The following is a 22,379-nucleotide window of genomic DNA, read 5'->3' as shown; positions in this document are numbered from 1 at the left end:
ATGGGTCAAAAAGACTAGCTGCATAGTCCTTTTATAGACTCTTGCTCGTTGCATGTTCTTTCCCGTGTGGTGGCAGGAAGCACAATGCAATCCACAGGACAAGATTTAGACCAGGTATCAGGGTAATCAGAGCCAAGAGATCCGGCCGCCCGGCATGTCGAAGTCTGGCAACAGAAGCAGCGCCAATGAACGCGAGGCCGAGCAACATACCTATTAAGTAGGCGAGCCTAAAAATCTCGGTTTCCGGGACCGCACCTTTGAAATCCATGGTGTGACCGGTGATGGCTACACTGAGTTTCGGCGGTAAGTAGACAAGCACGAAAACAATGATTAGCACCGTGACAAAGCCAACTCGGGATAGGTTCCAATGGGGTCCTTGGTATGCAAGTGGCCCGATCATTGCCAGCACCGCAATCCCCGCCGGAAAAGCCCAATAAATTAGAAAATCGAAAATAGCAGAACCCGTCCCGTTTGCTTCATGATCACATTAGGCTTGGCCCGTCGCCACGGCGGCAATCTCTTCCTCACTCAGCCCAGCCTCGCGCAGCACTGCCTCCGTGTCCACGCCCAGCGCTGGTGGGTGGTGCCTGTGCGTCGCCGGGGTCTTCTCAAAATTCACCGGCTGCTTCATGGCCACGTAAGTGCCTTCGGTGGGGTGCTGGTGGTGTTCGAAGAAGCTGATGGACTGCAGATGCGGGTCGCTGGTGACGTCGTCGAGGCGATTGACGCGCATGGCAGGGATGTTTTTCTGCTTTAAGAGGTCGATCCATTCCTCGCTGGTGCGGGTCTGGGCGACTTCTTCCACTAGGGCGTAGAGCGCCAGCACGTTCTGGGTGCGGTTCTGGTAGGTGTTGAAGCGGTCGTCTTCCTGCAGCAGGCCCTTGCGGCCGCCAAGCTCGAAGAAGTCATCCCATTGACGATCCGAATACGGAACAATGGAGAGATAGCCGTCCTTGGTCTTGAAGGGGCGGCGGTTCGGGTTCAGCACGCGGGAGTAGCCGTAGCCGCCCACGGGGGGCTCGAAGCAGTGGCCATAGAGGTTCTCGCTCATGGTGAAGCTGGTGAAGCATTCCAGCATGGGCACTTCCACGAACTGACCTTCGCCGGTGCGCTGCTTGTGATAGAGCGCGGCGAGCGTCGCGTAGACCATGTGCAGGCCGGTCGTCTTGTCGGCGACAAGGCTTGGCAGATAGGCGGGGCGTTCAAACTGTTCGCCTTCAAGGCCGGCGCGCTTGTTGACGCGCGGCAGCAGGTCGGTGCCGCCGGATGCTGCCTGAATGAGATCATCATAGGCCTGCAGGCCGCCATAGGCGCCGTCCTTGCCGAAGCCCGCGGCGTGCACATAGACGATCTCAGGATTGATCTTCTTGACACCCTCATAGTCGATGCCCAGTCGCTCCATGCCCGCGTAGCGGATGTTGGAGGCGAAGACGTCGGCATCCTTGATGAGGGTGCGCAGGGCTTCGCGGGCTTCTTCCTTCTTGAGGTCGAGCATCACGGACCGTTTGTTGCGGTTGTAGGTCATGAAGAGCGGCCCCATGCCCGGGCCCACTGGTGACTTGCCGCCCCAGCGCAAGATGTCGCCACCCGGCGAGCCTTCCGCCGTCGGCGCTTCGATCTTTATGACCTCAGCTCCCAGATCACCGAGGATCTGCATGGCATAGGCGCCGAGCACCACCGAGGTGCAGTCAACGATTTTGACGCCTGCAAGAGGGCCCGTATTTTTTGTCTCGGTCATGGTGCGTGGTCCGTGTCAGGTAGGTGAGTGGTTGGTTCCCGGCCAGCTATAGCGTGCATCGGGACATTTTTCTTCATTGGTTTGTCCGTCGGTCATCTCGACGCAGCGGAAGCCTTGGGATTCATACAGGGCACGGGCCGGGGTGTTGCTCTGGAACACCCATAGCTCAAGGCCTTGGGGGCGTTCACGCATCACATGGGTCAACAGCGCCAGCCCGATGCCTTTTCGGTGATGGGCCGGGTCTACATAGAGCTGTTCAAGCCAAGCGTCCGTATAGGCGGCAACGCCGGCGATGGTGCCGCCAGCTTCTGCCACCACCACCGAGCATTCAGGCAGCATCTTGTGGGTGATGAACCACAAATCTTCGTCGGCTGTGTGAATCACCGGCACACCGGGCATGGCGGCGCGGGCGGGCGTGAAGGCGCGGGCAATGGCCGCTGCGTCGTCAGGCGTGGCGGGTCTGATGGTGATCTTTGTCATGGGGTGATTTGCCGGAACCCGGTGAGTTGGGTCAAGCTGTCGGGCATGACCACTGCTGATCATATTGCCATTCAGGACCCGGACGAGGCGCTGCTGCGTGATGCCCATGACCTGCTGCGGCAGCAATGGGGAGACAGTGTGGTGTCCCTTGGGCGCAAGGTTGATCCGTTCACGCTGCCGGTGCGGGTGGCCGTGTCGGGGGATGAATTTACCGGTGTGGCTGCCTATCTGATTGAGGGCGACGAGCTTGAGGTTGTCGCTCTTGCGGCAACTGGCGCGGTGCGGGGAACCGGGCGCGCGCTGATGCTTGATCTGTTTGAGATGGCGCGGACCATGGGGGTGCGTCGCGTGCATCTTGTGACGACGAATGACAATCTGCGCGCCATCGGGTTCTATCAGGTCATCGGGATGACCATCGCGCGGGTGGGCATCAATGCCATTGCGGAGGCCCGAAAGCTGAAGCCGGAAATTCCTCTGACCGGCGAGAAGGGCATTCCCATTCGCGACGAAATCGAATTTGAGTATCTCATAAAGGGCTAACCCACATGCTGCTGCACCACTCCACCTGGCAGGAAGTCGATGACTATCTGACCCGCTCTAAAGCCATCGTCATTCCCATCGGCTCGACCGAGCAGCATGGGCCGACAGGGCTGATCGGCACGGATGCGCTGTGTCCGGAGATCATCTCCCATGAGGCCCAGAAGGACGCGGACATTCTGGTGGGGCCGACCTTTAACGTAGGCTGCGCGCAGCACCATCTGGGCTTTGCCGGGTCAATGACGTTGCGGCCCTCCACCATGATTGCGGCCATTCACGACTGGGTGTCGTCGCTGGCGGTGCACGGGTTTGAGCGGGTGCTGTTCTTCAACGGTCATGGCGGCAACATTGCCACCATCAATGCGGCCTTCTCAGAGATTTATGCAGACCGCTCGCTTGCGGGTGACGCTTCCAACCGGGGTCCGATCAAATGCAAGCTGGACAATTGGTGGGACTACAAGCCGGTCATGGACATGTGCATGAAAACCTACGGCAAGGGACATGGCAGCCACGCGACGCCATCTGAAGTTGCGGTGACGCAATGGGCCTATCCGGACTCGATCAAGACGGCGGAGGTCACTCCCAAGATCGCGCCCAATGGCCGGTTCACGGATGCGGAAGACTATCGCACCAAGTTTCCTGACGGCCGCATGGGGTCAGACCCGACACTTGCGAACCCTGAAGACGGCGGCAAGCTGGTGGCGTTGTCCGTTACCGGGCTGAAGAGCAGTTTTGAAACATTCGCCGCCAGCTAGGCGTCACTCTCAAGGATGTTGGCGAAGCGGGCGGCCTTGGCGTCCATGTCCGGCAGCTTGCCGTCCTCTGTCTTGATCGCCAGACGATGCTTGATTGGTTGGCCGAGCATGTCCGCCATCATGTCAAAGGCTTTGTCCGGCTCGGACTGTCCGCCATAGGTGAGGAAGGCGGCGACGCTTGTAGGCAGCTCCGGTGTATCTCTGAGAAACGCGCGCATCGGCAGCGAGGGATAGCTCGTCCAGATCGGCGTGCCCAGCAGGATGCGGTCGTAGTCTGCCGGGTTCTTCTGCAGGTCCTTGATGGGCGGTACATTGCCCTGAACACTGTTGAACCCCGCGCGCAGGTAGCGCCACCAGCCAAAGAGGCCGAGGCGATAGCGTGGGCATTCTAGTTCCTCGATATCAGCACCAAGAAGCTGTGCAAGGCGCTGCGCCAGTCGGCGGGTGCGTCCGGTGCGGGAGAAAAAGATGATGAGGGTTTTACTGCGTGTCATGGGCCGGACAATGCCCGGCATGCCGCAGAAATGCTTTGATCGGGGTCAAATGGACTATGGGCAGAACACACAGGCCTCGTGTCCCCGGACTTGATCCGGGGCCTACTCGCAAACGATCAACTGCATAGCGGCCGAGAGTGGACCCCGGATCAAGTCCGGGGATGCGGAAGGAGCGTTACTGCCAGCCGCCGAGGATCGCGCCCATGAAGGCAAAGGCGACGGCCGCGTGCAGGCCATCGATGATGACTAGGTTGCGGCTGGTGCCCTGAAAGGCTGCGTTCAATGCCTTGTTGGCTGTCACGAGGCCGATGCCGATCACAAAGCCAAGGATGGCACCACTCAGCCACGACGCTATGCCTGTCTGTGCGATGACGATGGCCATGGTGATGGCCATGACGATCTGCAGGACACCTGCAAAAATATAGGTCGAGGCTTCCTGCTCAATGTCGTCGTCGGTGAGGCCTGCAGCGGCCATCCAGGGCTTGGCAAAAACGCCATACCAGACAGCACCGGTGGCAAAGCCTGCGACCGCGGCAGCAAGCACTGCCAGCCAGTTCAGATTAATGAGAATGTCCATTTTGTATATCTCCCCCGGCAGTGCGATTTTGTAGTTTGCCTTATTGGCTGATGGTGATCATACCATCATCTATGATGACCGGAATGGCAATGAGGGATTTGCCGGTACATGGTCCGGACGTGCACAGGCCATCGCCGATGTTGAAGAGTGCGCCATGGGTGGAGCAGATGATTTCGTCTTCGGCCAGCGTCAGAAATTTGTCCGGCCAGGTTTCCAGCGGCGTGAAGGCGTGGGGGCATTCGTTCACATAGGCGACGACGCTGTCGCCCCGCCGGACGACGAACATGTCAAACCGCTCCTTGCCTTCGCCGAACAAGAAGCCGCGGGCGCCGGGTTCGCGAATCTCAGACAGGGCGCAAAGCTGCGTGCCGGGCGCCGGCGCGCCGGCGCGAGTGTGCCAAGGTTCCGCTGGCATGTGGTTGGGCGTCATGTGGCCGGGTACCAGGTGGGCGTCATTGCCTGCCACCGGGCTTCCAGATCAGCATCTGCTTCCGGCTGGTGTGGATAGGTCAGTTCATCCGCACGAATGGTGACATGTGCCTGCTTTGAGGATGCCCAGATATGTCCCGCGGGCACGAGCCAGGATGCATGATCCAGGGTGCCGGCCTTGACGTTCAGTTTGTCGCCATAGCCGGGGCGTTGATGGGTCAGTCGTGTGCCGCAGGTCTCGCAGAATGTGCAGGTCTGATGACCGCCCTTTGAGATGGGGCGCAGGAAGACTTTTGTTGGCCCTTCCATCTCAAAGTCCGCACGCTGCACCCTCAGGCTTTCGCCGAAGGCGCTTGAGGTCTGCTTCTGGCACTCGGTGCAATGGCACAGATAGAAGACGACCGGCGGGCCTGAAATCGTGTAGCGCACGGCGCCGCACTGGCAGCCGTCAGTGAGGGGCAAGGGTGGTGGCTTGAGGATCGTCATGCTGCGATAAGGGTCCAGTGAATGGCGGGCCACTATAGAATGTCCCTCTTACATCAGCCATGGGACATCAGGCCATAGAACATCAGGCCAGAGGACAGCAGACATCAGGAATGGACGCCGTGCAAAATACTCTTGTCCCCGAACTCACCGTCAGTGACTACGCCACCAGCGTCGCCTTCTATCGTGACCTGCTGGGATTTTCCGTCCGCTATCAAAGACCCGAAGAAGGCTTCGGCTTTCTGGAGCTGGGTGCCGCGCAGGTGATGCTGGATCAAGGGGACAAGGGTCGTACCTTTGCCGTTGATGGCGCGGTGCTTGATAAGCCATTCGGGCGTGGGGTGAACTTTCAGATCGAGGTCGATGCCGTCTCGCCGATACTGGCAAGGCTTGCGGAGGCTGATGTGGCGCTCTATCTGCCGCTAGAAGACAAGTGGTATCGGGCGGACAATATGGAACGCGGCAACCGGCAGTTTGCGGTTGCTGATCCTGACGGGTATCTGCTGCGTTTCTTTGAAAGTCTCGGCGAACGCGCGGCTACTTAGGCGCTTTCTTCAAGCCACCCATGGCGCAGACCTTTTTCCACTCAGCGGGCGTGACCGGCTGGACAGAAAGACGTGAGTTCTTGACCAGCACCATGTCTTCGAGGGCTGGGTCGCCTTTGATGTCTGCGAGGGTCACGAAGTTTGGCACGGGCTCTACAGCCTTGAGCTGCACCATGCCGAATTTTCCCTTGGCGTCGGTCGGGTCCATCACGTGCTCACCGATGACCTCGACGATGCCAACGACCTGCTTTTCATTCACCGAGTGGTAGAAGAAGCCCTTGTCGCCAATCTTCATCTCTTTCATGAAGTTGTTGGCCATGTAGTTGCGCACGCCGTCCCACTCGGTGCCCTTGGCGCCGCACTTGACCTGATCATCCCATGACCATGTTCCGGGTTCGGATTTAAAGAGCCAATAGGCCATCAGACATTCTCCGGCGTTCCGACCAGCCATTTCCAGGGTCTGATCTCATAGGTTTCAAATACGCCCTGGGTGACATAGGGGTCTTCTGCCAGCAGGGCCTGCGCCTGAGCCAGCGTGGGCAGGCGCAACAGGAACATCGATCCGATCATCCGGTCTCCGGGCTCATCGGTGACGGGGCCTCCCATCTGCATGATGGCTTTGCCATCCGCGTCCTTCTGATTATCCCAATAGGCAAAGTGTGCTGACCGCGCGGCCATGCGCTTTTCCAGATTGTCGGGATAGTCGGTGCCCAGCACGATCCACAGGCGATTGTTCTGCGCCATGGCTAGTTGCCCAGCAGCCACTTCCACGCACGGATGTCGACGCGCGCAAACAGCCCGGCTGTCTGATAGGGATCTTCGGCCTGCAGATGCTCTGCTTCAGCCCGGTCTGCCACGTCGATGACCAGGAACGACCCTTCCATGTGTTCGCCTGCATCATCCGTGAAGGGGCCGCCCAGTTTGACCTTGCCGGTTTCGCCCCAATAGGCGAGATGCGCGTCGCGATTGGCAAGGCGCAGGGCTTCGCTGTCGGGTTTGTCGATGCAGGTGAGGGCAAAAAGCATGAGGCGTGTCCTTGTGTGTCGGTTCGGCAGGCAAGATGCGCGACCGGCGGGGCGCATGCAAGCGAGCTGTTGTCCTGCCGGCAGGCAAAGACAGATCCAGGGGCTGGACAAAATGTAGCGCCTGCTACAAAATTGACCCTCATGGAAACAGGAGAGCGCCATGTCTCATGACTTTCACAAGTTCTGGCTCAAGATTTCAGCGATTGTGATCGCCTCATTCGGGCCGGTCGCCTTTCTGGCAACCATGCCGGAATACTCTGAAGTAGCTCGCTTTTCATTGGATGTGCTGGTTTGGCCGGTAGACGGCCAGCAGACCTATGAAGGTCCAACGATGCATTTCGTGTCGGCGCTGCTGGGCGGGTTTCTGTTTGGCTGGGGCGTGATGATCTGGTGCCTTTCGGTATGGGTCTATGATGCCGAGCCGGAAGGCGTGCGTAAGTCTTTGCTGGTCGGGGCGCTGGCGTGGTTCTTTCTGGACAGCGCGGGTTCGATTGCATCGGGTGCCTGGCAAAATGCCGTCTGGAACATTCTTGTGCTGCTGATGATCGTTGGGCCCATGTGGCGCCCCGCTAAGAACTAGGCCTCGCGCTTGAACGGACGCGACAGCAAAGCGGTAATCGCTTCGTCGACGCTTGCCTGACCCATGACGACGGACGCAACGGCTTCGCAGATCGGCATTTCCACGCCATGGGTGCGGGCCAGAGCCACGACGGCCGGCGCCGTTGCAACGCCCTCAGCGACGGAAACGCGCTCACCCAGGATGTCCGCAAGTGATCGCCCCTCGCCAAGGGCTGCGCCAAGAGACATGTTGCGGCTTTGCAGTGACCCGCAGGTCAGGATGAGGTCGCCAAGGCCGGACAGGCCGCCTAGCGTTTCGGCCCGTGCGCCCAGTGCCACGCCCAACCGTGTGAGTTCTGCAAAGCCTCGCGCTGTCAGGGCGGCCGCGGCGGATGCGCCGAGCTTCTTGCCTTCAACAATGCCGCAGGCAATGGCCAGCACGTTTTTGACAGACCCACCGATTTCAGCACCCACAAGATCCGTTGCCTGGTACGGACGGAACGTCTGAATGCCGATGGCATCAACGAATGCAGCGCCAACTTCTTCATCTGCACAAGCCAGTGTCACCGCTGTCGGCAATCCGCTGGCCACGTCTGCCGCAAAAGAGGGCCCTGACAAGACTGCGGGGATCGCGTGAGGCACGGTTTCTTCAAGAACCTGCGTCATCAGTTTGCCTGTGGACTGCTCAATCCCCTTGGCGCAAATGGCGATCGGTGTCCCGGCGCTGACGCTGGCGGCAAGCTCCCTCGTAACGCCTCGCATGGTCTGGGCCGGGCAGACGAGCAGAACCGCATCCGCCTTGGCGACAGTGTCCTGATCCGTTGTGGCGCGAATGCTGTCGTCCAGCGCGATGCCGGGAAGATACGTGGTGTTCTCGTGGGTCGCGTTGATCGCGTCGGCCACTTCAGGCTCGTAGGCCCACAGGGTCACGTCCCGGCCGGCCCGTGCTGCAATGCTTGCCAGGGCCGTGCCCCAGGCGCCTGCGCCAATGATGCCGATGCTGTGGATTTTTGGGTCTGCGACGGTCATTGGGGGGATGAAACCTGTTTTGACTGAATGGTTCGTTGATTATTCATTCTCGCACCTTACACTCGCAGGTCATGACAGAAAAAGACGACATCAGGGAACGTATATTGGAGGCGGCGCGGGAGCGGTTTCTCCACTACGGGTACGGCAAGACCACAATGGCTGAGATCGCGCGGGACTGTGACATGTCACCGGGCAATCTCTATCGCTTTTTTCAGGGCAAGCTCGATCTTGCCGAGGAAATTGCAAGCCGGGCGACGGTCGAGACCATGGAAGAGCTTGCCAAAGCCATCCGTGCACCGGGCAAGAGCGCCACGCAGGCCATGCGGGACTATCTGTTTGGCAAGCTGCGCATGACCTACACGAACCTTGAAAAAGATCCCAAGATCATCGAGCTGGCACACACGGTATCAGCGGAACGGCCGACATTCTCCACGGACATGCTGGAACGGGAACGCTCCATCATGATGGAGATCATCGCCAATGGCCGCGAGCTGGGCGAGTTCGCCACCAATGATGTGAACTTCACGGCGGAGATGATTCAGTCCGCCACCATGAAGTTCAGCTATCCGCAGCTCTGGTCGCGGCTGACGCTGGACAATCTCGAGAGGGAACTGTCCGGGGTTTTTGACCTGGTGCTGGGCGGGCTATGCCCGGATCGCACCCTGTTTGTGGGCGGTGAACGCCCGCAGGCCGACGAAGACAATGTCCAGAAGACCGGCTGACGCCTGATTTTCACGATGTGCCTGTGATTTGAGCCGGGCTGAAATTCGGTTGAAAAATCGGCATTTTGCGCATTCCTGCCATGCATGGTCCGCTGTGGTCCACTTCTGGAATCGGCCTTCAAGTCCAATTATTCCTTATTTTTCAGTGTGTTATCGGCATCATTCGACCGCGTCTAAAGAATGAACAATTTGCGAAGCGTTCATTGTTTTTCATTTAGAGTGCCCCTATATCGAGTGAGCCGGACGGGGTCCGGTGGTGTTCGCATCCAGGTCATAGGGGCCTTGGGGGCACCAGCTAGGGAATTGAGGGCACATCATGCGGTACGCATCATTCAGACTTTCCAGTCCAATCAGTCGCCATCTGCCGGTTGTGGCAGTCGCTGTTTATGCAGTGGCGTTGATCGCTGAAGTCATGACCCGCGGCGTAATTGTCTGACGCCTCCCGTCAGCCAAAATCTCACCACAGGATGATCCTGAATTTCCGTTTCGCTGAAACAGCGTGTGATGGAGACGACCAATGAGCAACACAGCAAACCAGACCAACCAGCTCCCAGAGCTTCTGCCTACCTCACTCAGCACCAAAGTCGGTGTGTTCGTGGGCACAGCCGTTCTGGCTGCCTATGTGGTGGCGCTGCTCGCACAGGCGGCAAACGTCATCTAATCAAGAATTCGGACAGACCTGTCGGGTCCCTCTCCTCCTCCGGGGACCTGGCCGGACTGTCCGCACCCTTCTTCCTCCCTTTGCTGACGCTCACATCCCCGGGCACAGGTGAAGGGTTTCCAACTGGGGCCGCATTTCAGGTGCGGCCCCATTTTTTTATGTTGAGGCCCTGGCTACTCTTCGAAACCAGATGATGCACGCAATCTCGAGTAGTATGAAGCCAAACGCCCAGGCCATACTGCTTCTCAAAACAGCGTCCTGATTTTCAACGACGATGAGTGCGTCGTCTGAGAAAGCAATCACGGAAAAAAATGTAAGGGAACCGGCAAACGCAAGGGCGATGAGTGTCAAGATGAGTGTGACGATCCATCGGCTAAACGTTGTTCTTGCAAGCATGAAGTATGCAAATCCAGCTGCATTGAGAGCGGCGAGCACTGATGCAACCGTTCCCTCCGTTGTTTGGGACAAGGCCATAACCGTGAATAGCGGAGTTGAGCTAATTATCCACACCAACAACGTTCGGTATTTTGATGTCATCAAAACATCCACTCCTCTTTTCTATGCGGTGAGGTCGGCCAGCGGCCAGCGGGGGCGCGGGCCCGTATCGAGGCCATCCGTTGAGCCAATGGCCATGCGCTCTACGCCTGCCCAGGCAATCATGGCCGCGTTGTCCGTGCACAAGGGCAATGGTGGCGCTGTCAGCGCAAAGCCTTCAGAGGTTGCAAGGTCTTCAAGCCGCGCCCGGAGCATCTTGTTGGAGGCCACGCCGCCCGCCACCACAAAGGGAATGGGGCCATCAGCATCAGATGCATCACGCATGGTGCGCATGGCATTGCGCGTGCGGTCTTCGATGGTGTCCGCGGCAGCAGCCTGAAACGAGGCGGCGGCATCAGCGAGATCTGTTTCGGTCAGGGGTGCCAGTTTTGTCACCGTCTGGCGCAGGGCGGTCTTGAGGCCGGCAAATGAAAAGTCCGAACCCGGACGGCCTTTCATGGGACGTGGCAGGTCAAAGCGTTTGGGGTCGCCCTTGAGGGCCCATTTTTCAACATGCGGCCCGCCGGGATAGCCAAGTCCCATGAGCTTTGCTGTCTTGTCGAAGGCCTCGCCTACCGCATCGTCCAGGGTCGTTCCCAGCAAGGTGTAGTCACCGACGCCGCGTGCTTCGAGAAGCTGGCTGTGGCCGCCTGAGACCAACAGGACCAGATAAGGAAAAGGTGTGGCAGCAACGAGGCGTGCGGTGAGGGCGTGGGCTTCCAGATGGTTGACCGCGACAAAGGGTTTGTCTGCGGCAAAGGCCAGTGACTTGCCGGTCACAAGGCCGACCATCAGGCCGCCCACAAGGCCGGGGCCGGAGGTGGCGGCGATGGCGTCCAGATCGCCAAGCGACACGTCAGCTTCGCGCAGGGCGGAGGCTACCAGCGAATCAAGATGGTCAATATGGGCGCGGGCGGCAATTTCCGGGACCACGCCGCCATAAGGCGCGTGCTCCTCGAACTGGGACAGCACCAGATTGGAGAGAATCTCACCGGGCTGACCCGGCGTGCCGCGCACAATGGCCGCGGCGGTTTCGTCGCAGCTTGTTTCAATGCCGAGGACTGTAAACTGGGGTGCCGTCGGTGTGTGGGCGTCCATGTGGTTGGTCATTGCCGTTGATGTGCTATCCATGCCCGCGCGTTGCAGCGCTGGCGTTGTCGCCGGTGTCTGGGGCCCGTGTTGGTGAAAGAGCGCATAAAGCACACAAGTACTTGTTTCGTCGAGGTTTCATGACATCCGCCCCGTTCACTGCTGACCACCCGTTGCGCATAGGTACGCGCGGCAGCCCGCTTGCGCTGGTGCAGGCAAACGAAGTGGCGCGCCGCCTGCGCGAGGCCCATGGGCTTGAGGACGCAGCAGTCGAGATTGTGCCGATTGTTACCAGCGGCGACCGGGAGCAGGTGCGTCCGCTGGCGGAGATCGGCGGCAAGGGATTGTTTGCGGTGGAGTTGGAAACAGCCCTGCATGAAGGTGAGATTCATCTGGCCGTCCACTCCATGAAGGATGTGGAGACGGTCCTGCATGACGCGTTCGAGATCGTTGCCATGCTGCCACGCGAAGATACGCGCGATGCCTGGGTGAGCCCGGCGGCGGCACACCCTCGCGATCTGCCGCAAGGGGCTGTTGTGGGCACGGCCTCGCTGCGGCGCGGTGCACAGATCAGGGCCATGCGTCCGGACATCAAGATTGTCAACTTTCGCGGCAATGTGCAGACGCGCATCGACAAACTGGCCAGCGGCGACGTGCAGGGCACGTTGCTGGCGCTGGCGGGCCTCAAGCGTCTGGGCCTTGAGGACAAGGCGACGTGCCTCCTTGATGCGCCCGAAATGATTGCGGCTGTAGGGCAGGGCGCCATCGGTATTGAGATCCGCAAGGACGCAGAAGATGTGCGCGCTGCGGTGGCAGTACTGGATGATGCCGACACCAGCCTATGCGTTGGGTGTGAACGGGCCATGCTGGCTGAACTGGATGGCACCTGCCGAACGCCAATTGGGGGCCATGCGGTTTTGATACCAGGCGGCCGCATAAAACTCACAGCCGTGTTGCTGGCCGAAGATGGCTCGCAGGCCTTCCGTTTTGAAGACGATGCGGCTGTGGCCGACGCACGGGCGCTGGGCACCCGCGCAGGTCGTACGCTGAAACAAGAAGCTGGCGAGGATTTCGTCGCCAATATGGGCTAAGCGCCCATGCATCTTCTCGTCACACGTCCAGAGCCTGATGCGTCCGCGCTGGCGGACACTCTGCGGGGGCTTGGGCATGAGGTGCTTGTCGCGCCCCTGATGCAGGTGGTTGTTCGCGATCTTTCCATTGACCTGGTCGGTGTGCGGGCGGTTTTGTTCACCAGTGCCAATGGGGTCAGGGCGTTTGCTGAGCAGATTGGCGCGCCGCCGGATGGCATGACCGCCTTTGCGGTTGGCAAGGCCAGCGCCCAGGCGGCGCGGGATGCGGGTTGGATGCGGGTCGAGACGGCTGACGGTGACGTTGATGCTCTGGCAGCGCTGGTCACCGCCAGGCTGTCGCCTGAGGACGGATCTCTCATTCATGTCTCAGGCAAAGCAGCGGCAGGTGACCTTGCAGGGTCACTGAAAGCGGAGGGCTTCACGGTCAATCGCGTGGTTGGCTATGAGGCGCGGCCTTTGGAGACGCTGCCTGAGAGTGTCATCAGTGGACTTTTGGCGGGTGATCTGGACGGCGTACTGCTGTTTTCCCCCAGAAGTGCCCGTTTGCTTGCTGATTTGGCCGAAAAAGCGGGTCTTTTGGGCAAACTGGCGGACATTGATGCCTATTGCCTGTCTCCTGCGGTGGCAGAAGCGCTCTCAGCGCAGATTTCTGCGCCTAATTCGGCACATTGCAAGGTTGCAACTGCGCCTGAAACACCGCATCTCATTGCCTTGTTGTCTCCTTAAGTGCCCTCTAGTCTTTGCGACCCGTATGGACCATCCGTTTTGGTCCTCTGGCGCGCCTGATTTGGCCCCCTAACACAAGAGTTTTTTGCGACCCCATGAGCAGCAGCGATACCCCTGACGAAAAGCCTGCCGACGCCACAACAAGTGCGCCCTCCGGCGAGGAGAAGCGCAAAGCCCGTGTCATTGATGGCACGGCGGAAGATGTGACGGATGCACCGGCCAAGCCTGCATCCGGCAGCGGTGGCGGATCGGCCATGACAGTAGCTGCGCCCATCGCGGCGTTTTTTGGCGGCGCGGCCGTTCTGGCAGCGGTTTTGTGGCAGGCGGGTCTGCTCAATGAACAGACCGGGCAGGCGGTGCTCAGTGGCGGCAGTGCGTCGTCAGACGTAAGTGCGCAACTTGAATCGGCGGACACACGTATTGCAGCCCTGCTGCGCGACGTTGAACGTCTGGGCGGAGAGCTGCGTGATGCTGAAGAAGCCCGCGGGGCGCTTGATACCAAATTGACGGACGTGGAATCCCAACTGGCCGCTGCAACCGGCTCTGATGTGGATGCATTGGCAAGCGCGGACGACCTCAATGCCGCGCTTCGGTTGATCACCGAGATTGACGGCAGGCTTGCAGATACGGAAACCGCCGTAGGCGTTGCTGCAACAGCGGTTCAGCCAGACCAGATCGAGGCGCTACAGACAATCATCACTGCGCTGGAAACACGGGTGGCTGCGTCCGAAGAAGCTGTGCAGAACGCAGCATCCGCAGAACGGCGTGTCGCTGCCATGGAGGCAGGGGTTGCTGCCATCGGGTCACAGCAAACAACACAGGGCACACAGCTTGGCACTATGCAGGCTGAGCTTGGTGCCCTGAGTGCGCGGGCGGATGCCACAAAGGACACGCTGGCGGCGCAGAGCGATCGCCTTTCTTCACTGGCAGCTGCTGACGACGCCACAGAGGCCCGGCTTGCAACTGTGGAAGCGCGCGTTGACCGCCCGGAAGCCGCCCGCCGCGCCGCCCTTGGTATTGCCCTGGCGAGCCTTGCGGGGGCAGCCAATGACGGGAAGCCGTTTGAGAGCGAACTTGCAGCCGTCGATCAACTTGCTCCGGGTGCGGAGCAAGTGGCGGCCTTGGAGCAGGCTGCGTCAACTGGTGTTGCAGATGCATCCTCGCTGTTGCGGTCCTTCCAGCCGGCAGCGCGCGAAGCAATGCGAGCTGAGGCGGCGGGTGCTGCTGATAGTGTGTGGCAACGATTTACCGGCAACGCCCTGTCACTCATCACCGTGCGCCAGACCGGCGCTGTTGAAGGTGATGGGCTGGAAGCACGTTTGGCCCGCACAGAAGCCGCACTGAGTGATGGAGATGTATCAGCTGCCGTGGCAGAAGCTGCCGCCATTGAAGGCCCGGCGGCAGAGGCGCTGGCGCCGTGGCTGGAGACAGCGCGTGCGCGGGCGGATGTGAACGGCTTAATCACGGACATGCGCAAATCCCTGCTGACAGATCTGGCAACGGCACACCAACCGGACGCAGACCTTCCCGCGGCGGAGACTTTGGTTCCAGAAGTCCCCGCGGCTGAAGATGGGGGCGCTGCGCAATGATCCGCGCCCTTTGGTATTTTTTCATTGTCGCTGTTCTAGCCGCACTGACGGCCGCCATTGCCGGGGTCCCCGGTGACATTGTCGCGACCGTGGGTGACCGGCAGATCGCCATGAGTGTGGCGACCGCGCTGGGTCTGGTTGCCTTGCTGGTGGGCCTCGCGATTTTCGCGGAGCGTATTATCAGTTTCGTGATGCACGGGCCGGGCAATGTTGTGAGCTTCTGGCAGTCACGCCAGGAAGTGCGCGGCTATGAGGCGCTGTCGCGCGGTCTGCTGGCTGTGGCCTCAGGCGATGGTCAGTCGGCACGGCGCTATGCGGACAAGGCAGACAAGCTGCTGGACCAGCCCGCCATGACATTGCTGCTGTCAGCTCAGGCGGCGAAACTCAATGGCGACGAAGTGGCAAGCGGCAAGGCCTTCAGGGCAATGCTTGCCGCGCCTGAAACCCATGGTCTGGCGCTCAAGGGATTGTTCGAGCATGCCATGACGTCCGGTGACCTTGATCAGGCGCGGGTCCATGCGGCGCGCGCACTTGATGCGTCGCCCGCAACACCCTGGGCATTTGAAGGCAAGCTTGCCATTGAAGCGCGGCAGGGCAGTTACGAAGCGGCCCTTGAGACGCTGGACAAGGGTCTGGGGCAGGGGTTGGTGGAGCGCACCGATGCGCGCCGCCGCCGGGCGGTGCTTCTGACCGCGCTGGCGCAATCAGAAGCTGCCAAGATCGAAGCGCCGGACGGACCGCGTGACGAAGAAGACATTGACGGCGGCGACACACTGTCGGTTCAGGCCATCCGCGCCGGTGCCCTTCGCCATGCCATTGAGGCGCGTGACCTAGCGCCGGACCTCGTGCCGGCTGCAGCCCTTGCCTCGCGGCTGGTGTTTGAAGACGGGCGTGCCCGCCGTGCGCAGAAGATCATAGAAGATGCCTGGGCACGGTCACCGCATCCCGACCTTGCCAATGTCTTTTTGGATATTTTCCCTGTTGAAGCTGCGGAACAACGCCTCAAGCGCGCCCGCGCTCTGGCCGCTCGCAATCCCGATCACGTGGAAAGCCATGTGCTTGTTGCCCGGGCTGCCATTGCCGCCCGGCGGTTTGATGATGCGCGGGAGCAGCTTATTGCGTATGCCGAGCCATTCCCCAGCCGTCGCATCTGCATGTTGATGGCAGAACTGTCTGAGGGCATGGGCGACATGGGTGCGACGCGCGAATGGCTGTCGCGCTCGGTCAAGGCACCGGCAGACGCTCAGTGGGTGGCGGATGGATATCGCACCACGAGCTGGGCACCTGTGGTGCCGACGACCGGGGCGTTTGATGCGTTTGAATGGCGTGCGCCGACGGACGCCGTCATGCCGATTGGCAGCTCGTCAACGGAAGAAGCCATGGCACAGGCAGCTGAAGCCGTTGTGCTGCCCGTACCTGTTGCCGCACCGACACCGCCTGCACCTGAGGAAGAAGCGCCAGAGGTCCAACCAGCGGCGAAGGACATCACGCCTGCAAAGGTGGCATCAGCGGACAACTCAAACGAACAGCCCGTGCCGCCTGCTCCGGTTGCAGCCCCAGCGCCTGAATTGATTGATATCCACGAAGAAATTGATTTCATGCCGCCGCGCCCGGATGATCCAGGTCCGGCTGCGTTTGATGAAGAAGACGAAGACCGGCGCGCCTCCTGGTAAAACCAGATTGGACGACGTCGGCCTGGGATGCGGCAGGCAACGCCGTGCCGACCATAGGGGGATCAAGAGATGCTTAAGAGGCTTTTCCTGGGCGTTGTTGCGCTCATTCTGGTGGCCGTCGCAGTCATTATTGCGGCGTGGCTGCGGTTTGATATTCCGCGCCAAGAGCTTCAGGCCAAGTATGGCAGTGAGGCATCCCAGTACATTGAATTGCGGTCGGGCGCGGTTGCGCATGTGCGTGACGAGGGCAATCCGGATGGTGATGTTCTCGTGCTTGTGCACGGGTCCAATGCATCGCTCCATACGTGGGAGCCGTGGGTTGCAAACCTAGGGGACACCTACCGGGTCATCTCGCTGGATATGCCTGCCCATGGTCTGACGGGTGCCACGCCTGAAGCGGATTACTCAGTGACCGCAATGGCGGCTTTCACCCGCGAAGTGGTGCGCAAGCTTGGTGTTGAGAAGTTCACTCTTGCTGGCAACTCCATGGGTGGCGCTGTGGCGCTCAACTATGCGGTGGCGTATCCCGAAGATCTTGAGGGGCTCATTCTTGTCTGCTCCTCCGGCATTGCGCGGGAAGAAGCAGAAACGTCTTCCGGTGATGCAGCGAGGTCGTTCTCCCTTGTGAACATGCCTGTGGTCAGCACCGCGCTTCGCTGGCTCACGCCGCGGTTCATTTTTGAAGATGGTCTGCGCGGTGTGTTCGTTGACCAGTCTGTGGTGACCGACGAAATGGTGGATCGCTACATCGAGCTGAATGTCATGACAGGCACGCGGGACGCCACACGCGCGCGCTTTGGTACGCCGCGGGTTCAGGTGCCGCCTGAAACAGTTCAGTCCCTGGAGATGCCTGCCCTCGTCATGTGGGGTGACAAGGATCCGCTGATCCCGGTCTCCGTTGGCTACCGGTTTGATGAGCTGCTGCCTAACTCCACGTTGGTGGTGTACGAGAATGTAGGCCACATCCCGATGGAAGAGGTCGCTGACGTCAGTGCCAATGACGTGCGGGCGTTCATGGCTGCCAACGCAGCCTCCGCGGCCGCACCTGCTGCGCCGGTGATGCCGCCGCTCGAAGCAACGGTTACCGTCGAAGATGACGGCTCCCTGACTGTGGAGGCCGCAGAAGACGCGGCTGAAGGCGATGTCATCGAGGACGCCGAAGAGGACGTGGTTGAAGAGGCTGCTGAGTAAGATCGCCCGCAACTCAGAATTTCAGATTGGGGAAGATGCAGCAGACGCGTCTTCCCCTTTTTCTTGGCAAAACCTGGGCCCAAATGGACCTGACCCATGACGAACACCCTCCGGGCATATGCGGATACTGATCTTGATGCGGTGATGGCCGCCTGGGAGAGTGCTACTTTGGTGGGGCACCCCTTCCTGTCTGAAACCTTCAAGGACACGGAGCGCTACAACATTCCCAATGTCTATCTGCCCAATACCGAGACTTGGGTGTGTGAGTGCGATGGGGAGGTTGTCGGGTTCATTGCCCTGATGGTGGGCGAGGGCACCACGGAGGTCGGTGCGATTTTTGTGCAGTCCGGGTCGCATGGGACCGGCGCTGGCCGCATGCTGATGGACAAGGCGCGTGATATCCATGGAAAGCTCGAGCTTGATGTTTTCAAGGAAAATGCAGTGGGGCGCCGGTTTTATGACGCCTATGGCTTTGTTCCGGTGTCGGAGCGGTTCCACGAGGACTCAGGTCACATGATGCTGCGGCTGCGCTATCCGGCGAGTTGAAGGCGGGGCCGTGTCGCCCAAGGTTCTATTAACCATCAATGGGTAGGCTCAGCGCGCACTGGCGGTAGGTGGATTTGCCCTGCTTCATGACTTGCAGCGGGGCCATATTCCCCCTATCTTCCGCGCCCGCCGGTCAGGTCACCCCGCTTTTCGCGGGCCAGCCTCACAATGGTCAAGCCGCTTTAGCTCAGCTGGTAGAGCACGTCATTCGTAATGACGGGGTCAGGTGTTCAAGTCACCTAAGCGGCACCACCGGCTCTCTCTCAACCTCACTGGACTTCAATCTCACGGCGAGAGGTTGATCGCAGGCGATGGTCGCAGAAGCTTGAAAAATCCAACGAAGCCTATCCTCTTGACCCGGCACCCCCGGAAGCACCGGTTCAATGTGCTGCGAAAGATTTTTACCGCGTCTCCAGCCTATACATCTGGCGGAAATTCAAGCTGCCGCAGGCAGGTGTGGGGTGGGACATCTGTCTTCCCGGTGTTGAACCGGCCTGCGTTGATGCATAGCTTCAAGTGCGGGATGGTTGGGAGGCCGGAGAATGAAACACATCAAAACAATTCTAAACTCGCCCTATTTCTTCTGGTTGATCCTTACCCTGCCGTCAATTGGCATGATCAACGGTGCGCTCAACGGCCGGGACATTGAAGAGCTACTGCACCCGACAGGCGAATTTGCTGCCCGGTTCATGATTATTGCAATGATGCTCACGCCCTTGCGTATGCTTTTTCCCGGCGCGCGCTGGACGGCGTGGCTGATGCAGCGGCGCCGGTATCTTGGCGTGGCGGCCTTCGGCTATGCGGCGCTCCACACGCTCTACTATGTCATTGACCTTGGGACCCTGTCTTTGGTGCTGCAAGACGCTGTCAGGTTTGGGATCTGGACCGGCTGGGTTGCCTTCTTGATATTTGTTCCCCTGGCGATGACATCCAATTCCGTGTCCGTGCGCACCATGGGCAAAGGATGGGGGAACCTGCAGCGGCTTGTTTATGTGGCTGCGGTTGCCACATTGCTGCACTGGATTTTTATCCACAACACGTTTGGTGGGGCCCTAGTCCATTTCTTACCCCTGGTGGGACTTGAGATCTATCGGATCTGGAAGGTGTCGTCGGGCAGAAAGGGAAGTGAACCTGGCCAGTCCATGGCGTAGACAGGTCTCTTCTCACCACAGGCCGGGCTTGTGAAGTCGATGTCTGGCACCAGGGCACTTTGCACCTGACCGCCCCATGATTTCCCCTTATATGTGGTCGCAATCCACCTGTTCATGCCTCAAGGCAGAAGGAAAAGCGTCCCATGGGTTTTCTTGATGACATCACCGCTCGTTTCAAATCTTTGATTGGGGATGAAGAGGACGCTGCGGCGGAAGACCAGCAGCTGCAAAAGGCCATCGCCACGCTGCTGGTGCGCTCACTTGTGATCGACGGGGAGGAAACCATCGAGGAAGCGATGAAGCTTGTTGATCTTCTCAAGAGCCAGTTCGAGCTGTCTGATCGTGAAGCCGAAGACCTGTTCAAGGAAGCCAAGGAAGCGGAGCGCGACGCGACGGACCTTTTCAAGTTTACAAATGTCGTGACGGAAAAGATGGACCGGGACGGGCGCATCTCAGTGCTGGACATGATGTTCGAGATTGTTGCCGCAGACGGCAAGGTCGATGTGTTTGAGGAAAACCTCATGAACCGCGCGTCCAACCTGCTGCGGGTGCCGGACTATTACCGCGACGAAGTCCGCTCTAAGCTGTTTGCTCTGATGAGCAAATAGGAGCGAGCGCCATGTCAGCGAACACGCAGGCGGTGATGGACTTTGTCGGGGCGTGGAATGCGCGCGACTTCGACAAGATCATGAGCTTCTTCGATGAAGACAGCTTTTATCACAATCTGCCCATGGACCCGGTCACCGGCACCGCTGCGATCCGTGGCGTGCTTGAAGCCTTCTTCAACTCCGCCAGTGAAATCGACTGGGTCATGCACGCCATCTCGGAAACGGCTGACGGCACCGTGCTGACGGAGCGCAGCGACAAGTTCCTCATCAACGGCAAATGGATGACACTGCCCGTCATGGGTGCGTTTGAAATGGATGGCCAGATCATCCGCAAATGGCGCGATTATTTTGATCTCAAGACATTTGAGTCCGAGATGGCTCGGGTGTCTGCCTAGGCTGACTGAGGCCCGCGCAACAATCCGCCCGGCCGTGCGCCGGTGTCCTTGCCGTTTTCAAACGTCACGACGCCTGACTTGAGGGTTGCGATGTAGCCGGTGGCTTCCTGCACCAGACGTCTGCCGTTTGCCGGCAGGTCGTGGGCCATGTGGGGGGCTGGGATGGCCAGCTTGTCCAGGTCGATGATGTTGATGTCGGCTTTCATGCCTGGCTTGATGAGGCCACGATCGGCGAAGCCATACAGAAGCGCGGTGTCGCGGGTCTGGCGCTTGACGATGAATTCGAGCGGCAGCTTGTCGCCGCGGGTGCGGCCCTTGACCCAATGGGTCAGCATGAAGGTGGGAATGGACGCGTCGCAGATCGCACCACAATGGGCGCCGCCGTCACCCAGGCCAATGTTAGTCCGCGGGTGCTGCAGCATGGTGTGGATCGGATCCATGGCGCCGGACGTGTAGTTGAACAGCGGGAAGTAGAGCAGGCCTTCACCGCCATTGGCGCACATGGCGTCGTAGATCACCTGCTCAGGCTTGATGCCCTGCGCCTTGGCGATGGCCGCAACGCTTTGTTCAGGCGTTGGTTCGTAGTCCGGGGCGGAGCCGTCGCCTGCATCCAGCACGAACATCTTTTCAAAAGACCGTGTGACGAACAGGCCGAACCCTGTCATGTCGGCAGGTGTCTCGTTGATCATCCGTGTGCGGAAGTCTGGATCAGCAACACGGGTGCGGCGATCCGCTGGAGACAGAGCGGCAAGCTCGGCCCAGCTTGGGAAGGCGATAAAGGGATGTACCGTGCATTCCCAGCCCATGAGGATGCCTGCGGGGCGTCCGGCGACCTGCGCGTAGAGCGGCAGGTCTTCTGCATCTACCTTGTCGAGAAGGCCGAGCATCTTTTTCCACAGTTCGGGTGCTTCGTCGGTCTGGACGAGGTTGAACGTGACGGTGACACCAAGGTCGCGCGCCATGCGCTCCATCCAGCCGAACTCCTTGTCCATATCCTTGTGGTTGGAGGTCATCTGGAAGACGCCGTGGCCTGCACGCTTGAGGGCGTCGCCGATGCCGAAGAGTTCGTCTTCCTTGGCGAAGGTGCCGGGCACGTATTCGCCGTCGGTGGCCTTGTGCAAAAAAGTGCGGGAGGTGGAGAAGCCGACGGCTCCGGCGCGCACGCCGTCTTCGACGATCTGCGCCATGCGGGCGATATCGTCTTCGCTGGCTTCTTCGTTCTTGGCACCACGTTCGCCCATGACGTAGCCGCGCACTGCGCCGTGGGGCACTTGGGCGGCTATGTCGATGGCATAGGAGTGGCGGTCCAGTGCATCCAGATATTCCGGAAAGCTCTCCCAGCCCCATGTCAGCCCTTCGGTCATGGCGGCACCGGGAATGTCCTCCACACCCTCCATCAGGCCGATGAGCCAGTCGTGCTTGTCAGGGGCGGCGGGGGCAAAGCCGACGCCGCAATTGCCCATGACGGCGGTTGTGACGCCATGCCAGGAAGAAGGCGCAAGGGCTGTGTCCCATGTTGCCTGGGCATCATAGTGGGTGTGGATATCAACCCAGCCCGGTGTCACGAGCGCGCCCTTGGCATCAATCTCACGGGTGGCAGTGCCGGATACGGTTCCGACTTCGACGATCACATCGTCCTTGATGGCGATGTCGCCGGTGAATGCGGCGTCGCCGGTGCCGTCAGCGATGGTGCCGCCGCGGATGATGAGGTCGTGAGTCATGGGTGTCTTCCTTGCCGTCTCGTTCTGCCCGA

At 59.9% G+C, this 22,379-nt stretch carries 27 protein-coding genes and 1 tRNA gene; 16 read left to right on the top strand and 12 right to left on the bottom strand.

From position 1 onward, the window contains the following. Positions 1–487 precede the first annotated feature (487 nt). Both ABXH05_RS06745 and ABXH05_RS06740 read right to left on the bottom strand, forming a co-directional pair. Complete coding sequence (locus ABXH05_RS06745) at positions 488–1,738, bottom strand: CaiB/BaiF CoA transferase family protein (protein WP_353560339.1); 1,251 nt, start codon at positions 1,736–1,738, stop codon at positions 488–490. A 15-nt stretch (positions 1,739–1,753) separates the two neighbouring features. Next, positions 1,754–2,218, bottom strand: coding sequence for a GNAT family N-acetyltransferase (locus ABXH05_RS06740; protein WP_353560338.1), 465 nt, complete (start codon positions 2,216–2,218; stop codon positions 1,754–1,756). 45 nt (positions 2,219–2,263) lie between these two features. Here ABXH05_RS06740 and ABXH05_RS06735 point away from each other — a divergent pair, with 45 nt between their 5' ends. Both ABXH05_RS06735 and ABXH05_RS06730 read left to right on the top strand, forming a co-directional pair. Beyond that, positions 2,264–2,758 carry a GNAT family N-acetyltransferase gene (locus tag ABXH05_RS06735; protein WP_353560337.1) on the top strand — a complete coding sequence of 165 codons (495 nt, stop codon included), beginning with the start codon at positions 2,264–2,266 and terminating at the stop codon, positions 2,756–2,758. Between the two features lie 5 nt (positions 2,759–2,763). Beyond that, positions 2,764–3,510 carry a creatininase family protein gene (locus ABXH05_RS06730; protein ID WP_353560336.1) on the top strand — a complete coding sequence of 249 codons (747 nt, stop codon included), beginning with the start codon at positions 2,764–2,766 and terminating at the stop codon, positions 3,508–3,510. Here the strand turns inward: ABXH05_RS06730 and ABXH05_RS06725 are convergent. The 4 genes from ABXH05_RS06725 to ABXH05_RS06710 form a co-directional block, all read right to left on the bottom strand. Next, positions 3,507–4,004, bottom strand: a complete 498-nt coding sequence (locus tag ABXH05_RS06725) for a flavodoxin family protein (protein ID WP_353560335.1) — start codon at positions 4,002–4,004, stop codon at positions 3,507–3,509. The two genes, ABXH05_RS06730 and ABXH05_RS06725, sit on opposite strands and share 4 nt — an antisense overlap. Positions 4,005–4,179: 175 nt before the next feature. Beyond that, positions 4,180–4,581: a DUF1761 domain-containing protein gene (locus ABXH05_RS06720; RefSeq protein WP_353560334.1), complete on the bottom strand. Its 402-nt coding sequence runs from the start codon at positions 4,579–4,581 to the stop codon at positions 4,180–4,182. 40 nt (positions 4,582–4,621) lie between these two features. Beyond that, positions 4,622–4,996 (bottom strand): Rieske (2Fe-2S) protein, encoded by a 375-nt coding sequence (locus ABXH05_RS06715; protein ID WP_353560333.1) that lies wholly within the window; start codon positions 4,994–4,996, stop codon positions 4,622–4,624. A gap of 11 nt (positions 4,997–5,007) precedes the next feature. Further along, a complete protein-coding gene (locus ABXH05_RS06710) occupies positions 5,008–5,529 on the bottom strand; it encodes a GFA family protein (RefSeq protein ID WP_353560332.1) in 522 nt (173 codons plus the stop codon). A 77-nt stretch (positions 5,530–5,606) separates the two neighbouring features. Between ABXH05_RS06710 and ABXH05_RS06705 the strand changes: the two genes are divergently transcribed. Then, positions 5,607–6,038 (top strand): bleomycin resistance protein, encoded by a 432-nt coding sequence (locus tag ABXH05_RS06705; protein WP_353560331.1) that lies wholly within the window; start codon positions 5,607–5,609, stop codon positions 6,036–6,038. Here ABXH05_RS06705 and ABXH05_RS06700 read toward each other — a convergent pair. From ABXH05_RS06700 to ABXH05_RS06690, 3 genes are read right to left on the bottom strand one after another with little or no spacing between them, the layout of a single operon-like run. After that, a complete protein-coding gene (locus ABXH05_RS06700; RefSeq protein ID WP_348136397.1) occupies positions 6,031–6,459 on the bottom strand; it encodes an EVE domain-containing protein in 429 nt (142 codons plus the stop codon). The two genes, ABXH05_RS06705 and ABXH05_RS06700, sit on opposite strands and share 8 nt — an antisense overlap. Beyond that, the gene (locus tag ABXH05_RS06695; protein ID WP_353560330.1) at positions 6,459–6,782 is read right to left on the bottom strand and encodes a YciI family protein; all 324 of its coding nucleotides are present in this window, start codon (positions 6,780–6,782) and stop codon (positions 6,459–6,461) included. Before ABXH05_RS06695 ends, ABXH05_RS06700 begins: the two co-directional genes overlap by 1 nt. Positions 6,783–6,784: 2 nt before the next feature. After that, a complete protein-coding gene (locus ABXH05_RS06690; protein WP_353560329.1) occupies positions 6,785–7,063 on the bottom strand; it encodes a YciI family protein in 279 nt (92 codons plus the stop codon). Between the two features lie 160 nt (positions 7,064–7,223). Here ABXH05_RS06690 and ABXH05_RS06685 point away from each other — a divergent pair, with 160 nt between their 5' ends. Continuing rightward, entirely contained in the window at positions 7,224–7,643 is a 420-nt protein-coding gene (locus tag ABXH05_RS06685) for a hypothetical protein (RefSeq protein WP_353560328.1), read from the top strand. Here the strand turns inward: ABXH05_RS06685 and ABXH05_RS06680 are convergent. Next, entirely contained in the window at positions 7,640–8,650 is a 1,011-nt protein-coding gene (locus ABXH05_RS06680) for an NAD(P)H-dependent glycerol-3-phosphate dehydrogenase (protein ID WP_353560327.1), read from the bottom strand. The genes ABXH05_RS06685 and ABXH05_RS06680 overlap by 4 nt on opposite strands. 71 nt (positions 8,651–8,721) lie before the next feature. Between ABXH05_RS06680 and ABXH05_RS06675 the strand changes: the two genes are divergently transcribed. Both ABXH05_RS06675 and ABXH05_RS06670 read left to right on the top strand, forming a co-directional pair. Then, on the top strand, positions 8,722–9,372 hold the full coding sequence (locus tag ABXH05_RS06675) for a TetR/AcrR family transcriptional regulator (RefSeq protein WP_348136392.1): 651 nt from the start codon (positions 8,722–8,724) through the stop codon (positions 9,370–9,372). A gap of 517 nt (positions 9,373–9,889) precedes the next feature. Then, complete coding sequence (locus ABXH05_RS06670) at positions 9,890–10,033, top strand: hypothetical protein (RefSeq protein WP_353560326.1); 144 nt, start codon at positions 9,890–9,892, stop codon at positions 10,031–10,033. Between the two features lie 558 nt (positions 10,034–10,591). On the opposite strand, the gene tsaD is transcribed toward ABXH05_RS06670, so the two are convergent. After that, complete coding sequence (gene tsaD, locus ABXH05_RS06665; RefSeq protein ID WP_353560984.1) at positions 10,592–11,665, bottom strand: tRNA (adenosine(37)-N6)-threonylcarbamoyltransferase complex transferase subunit TsaD; 1,074 nt, start codon at positions 11,663–11,665, stop codon at positions 10,592–10,594. A gap of 131 nt (positions 11,666–11,796) precedes the next feature. Here tsaD and hemC point away from each other — a divergent pair, with 131 nt between their 5' ends. The 10 genes from hemC to ABXH05_RS06615 all read left to right on the top strand — a co-directional run bounded on the left by hemC (position 11,797) and on the right by ABXH05_RS06615 (position 20,626). Further along, the gene (gene hemC / locus ABXH05_RS06660) at positions 11,797–12,747 is read left to right on the top strand and encodes a hydroxymethylbilane synthase (RefSeq protein WP_353560325.1); all 951 of its coding nucleotides are present in this window, start codon (positions 11,797–11,799) and stop codon (positions 12,745–12,747) included. Between the two features lie 6 nt (positions 12,748–12,753). Further along, entirely contained in the window at positions 12,754–13,473 is a 720-nt protein-coding gene (locus ABXH05_RS06655; RefSeq protein WP_353560324.1) for a uroporphyrinogen-III synthase, read from the top strand. A gap of 95 nt (positions 13,474–13,568) precedes the next feature. Next, a complete protein-coding gene (locus ABXH05_RS06650) occupies positions 13,569–15,062 on the top strand; it encodes a COG4223 family protein (protein WP_353560323.1) in 1,494 nt (497 codons plus the stop codon). Next, positions 15,059–16,735 (top strand): heme biosynthesis protein HemY, encoded by a 1,677-nt coding sequence (locus ABXH05_RS06645; protein ID WP_353560322.1) that lies wholly within the window; start codon positions 15,059–15,061, stop codon positions 16,733–16,735. The genes ABXH05_RS06650 and ABXH05_RS06645 overlap by 4 nt, the downstream gene beginning before the upstream one ends. 69 nt (positions 16,736–16,804) lie before the next feature. Further along, positions 16,805–17,926: an alpha/beta fold hydrolase gene (locus ABXH05_RS06640; protein ID WP_353560321.1), complete on the top strand. Its 1,122-nt coding sequence runs from the start codon at positions 16,805–16,807 to the stop codon at positions 17,924–17,926. A gap of 96 nt (positions 17,927–18,022) precedes the next feature. Next, positions 18,023–18,472: a GNAT family N-acetyltransferase gene (locus tag ABXH05_RS06635; protein ID WP_353560320.1), complete on the top strand. Its 450-nt coding sequence runs from the start codon at positions 18,023–18,025 to the stop codon at positions 18,470–18,472. Between the two features lie 176 nt (positions 18,473–18,648). After that, positions 18,649–18,724 (top strand) — tRNA-Thr (locus ABXH05_RS06630). Positions 18,725–19,014: 290 nt separating this feature from the next. Further along, on the top strand, positions 19,015–19,623 hold the full coding sequence (locus tag ABXH05_RS06625) for a protein-methionine-sulfoxide reductase heme-binding subunit MsrQ (protein ID WP_353560319.1): 609 nt from the start codon (positions 19,015–19,017) through the stop codon (positions 19,621–19,623). Positions 19,624–19,766: 143 nt separating this feature from the next. Next, the gene (locus ABXH05_RS06620) at positions 19,767–20,231 is read left to right on the top strand and encodes a tellurite resistance TerB family protein (RefSeq protein WP_353560318.1); all 465 of its coding nucleotides are present in this window, start codon (positions 19,767–19,769) and stop codon (positions 20,229–20,231) included. Between the two features lie 11 nt (positions 20,232–20,242). Then, a complete protein-coding gene (locus ABXH05_RS06615; protein WP_353560317.1) occupies positions 20,243–20,626 on the top strand; it encodes a limonene-1,2-epoxide hydrolase family protein in 384 nt (127 codons plus the stop codon). Here ABXH05_RS06615 and ABXH05_RS06610 read toward each other — a convergent pair. Then, a complete protein-coding gene (locus tag ABXH05_RS06610; protein WP_353560316.1) occupies positions 20,623–22,347 on the bottom strand; it encodes an N-acyl-D-amino-acid deacylase family protein in 1,725 nt (574 codons plus the stop codon). The genes ABXH05_RS06615 and ABXH05_RS06610 overlap by 4 nt on opposite strands. Between the last annotated feature and the right edge of the window lie 32 nt (positions 22,348–22,379).

It is taken from the genome of Pyruvatibacter sp. HU-CL02332, assembly GCF_040362765.1.
In the GTDB taxonomy this organism is placed as follows: Bacteria; Pseudomonadota; Alphaproteobacteria; order CGMCC-115125; family CGMCC-115125; genus Pyruvatibacter.
The sequence above is the reverse complement of the archived record's forward strand: the minus strand, read 5'-3'. Positions and strand labels throughout refer to the sequence as shown.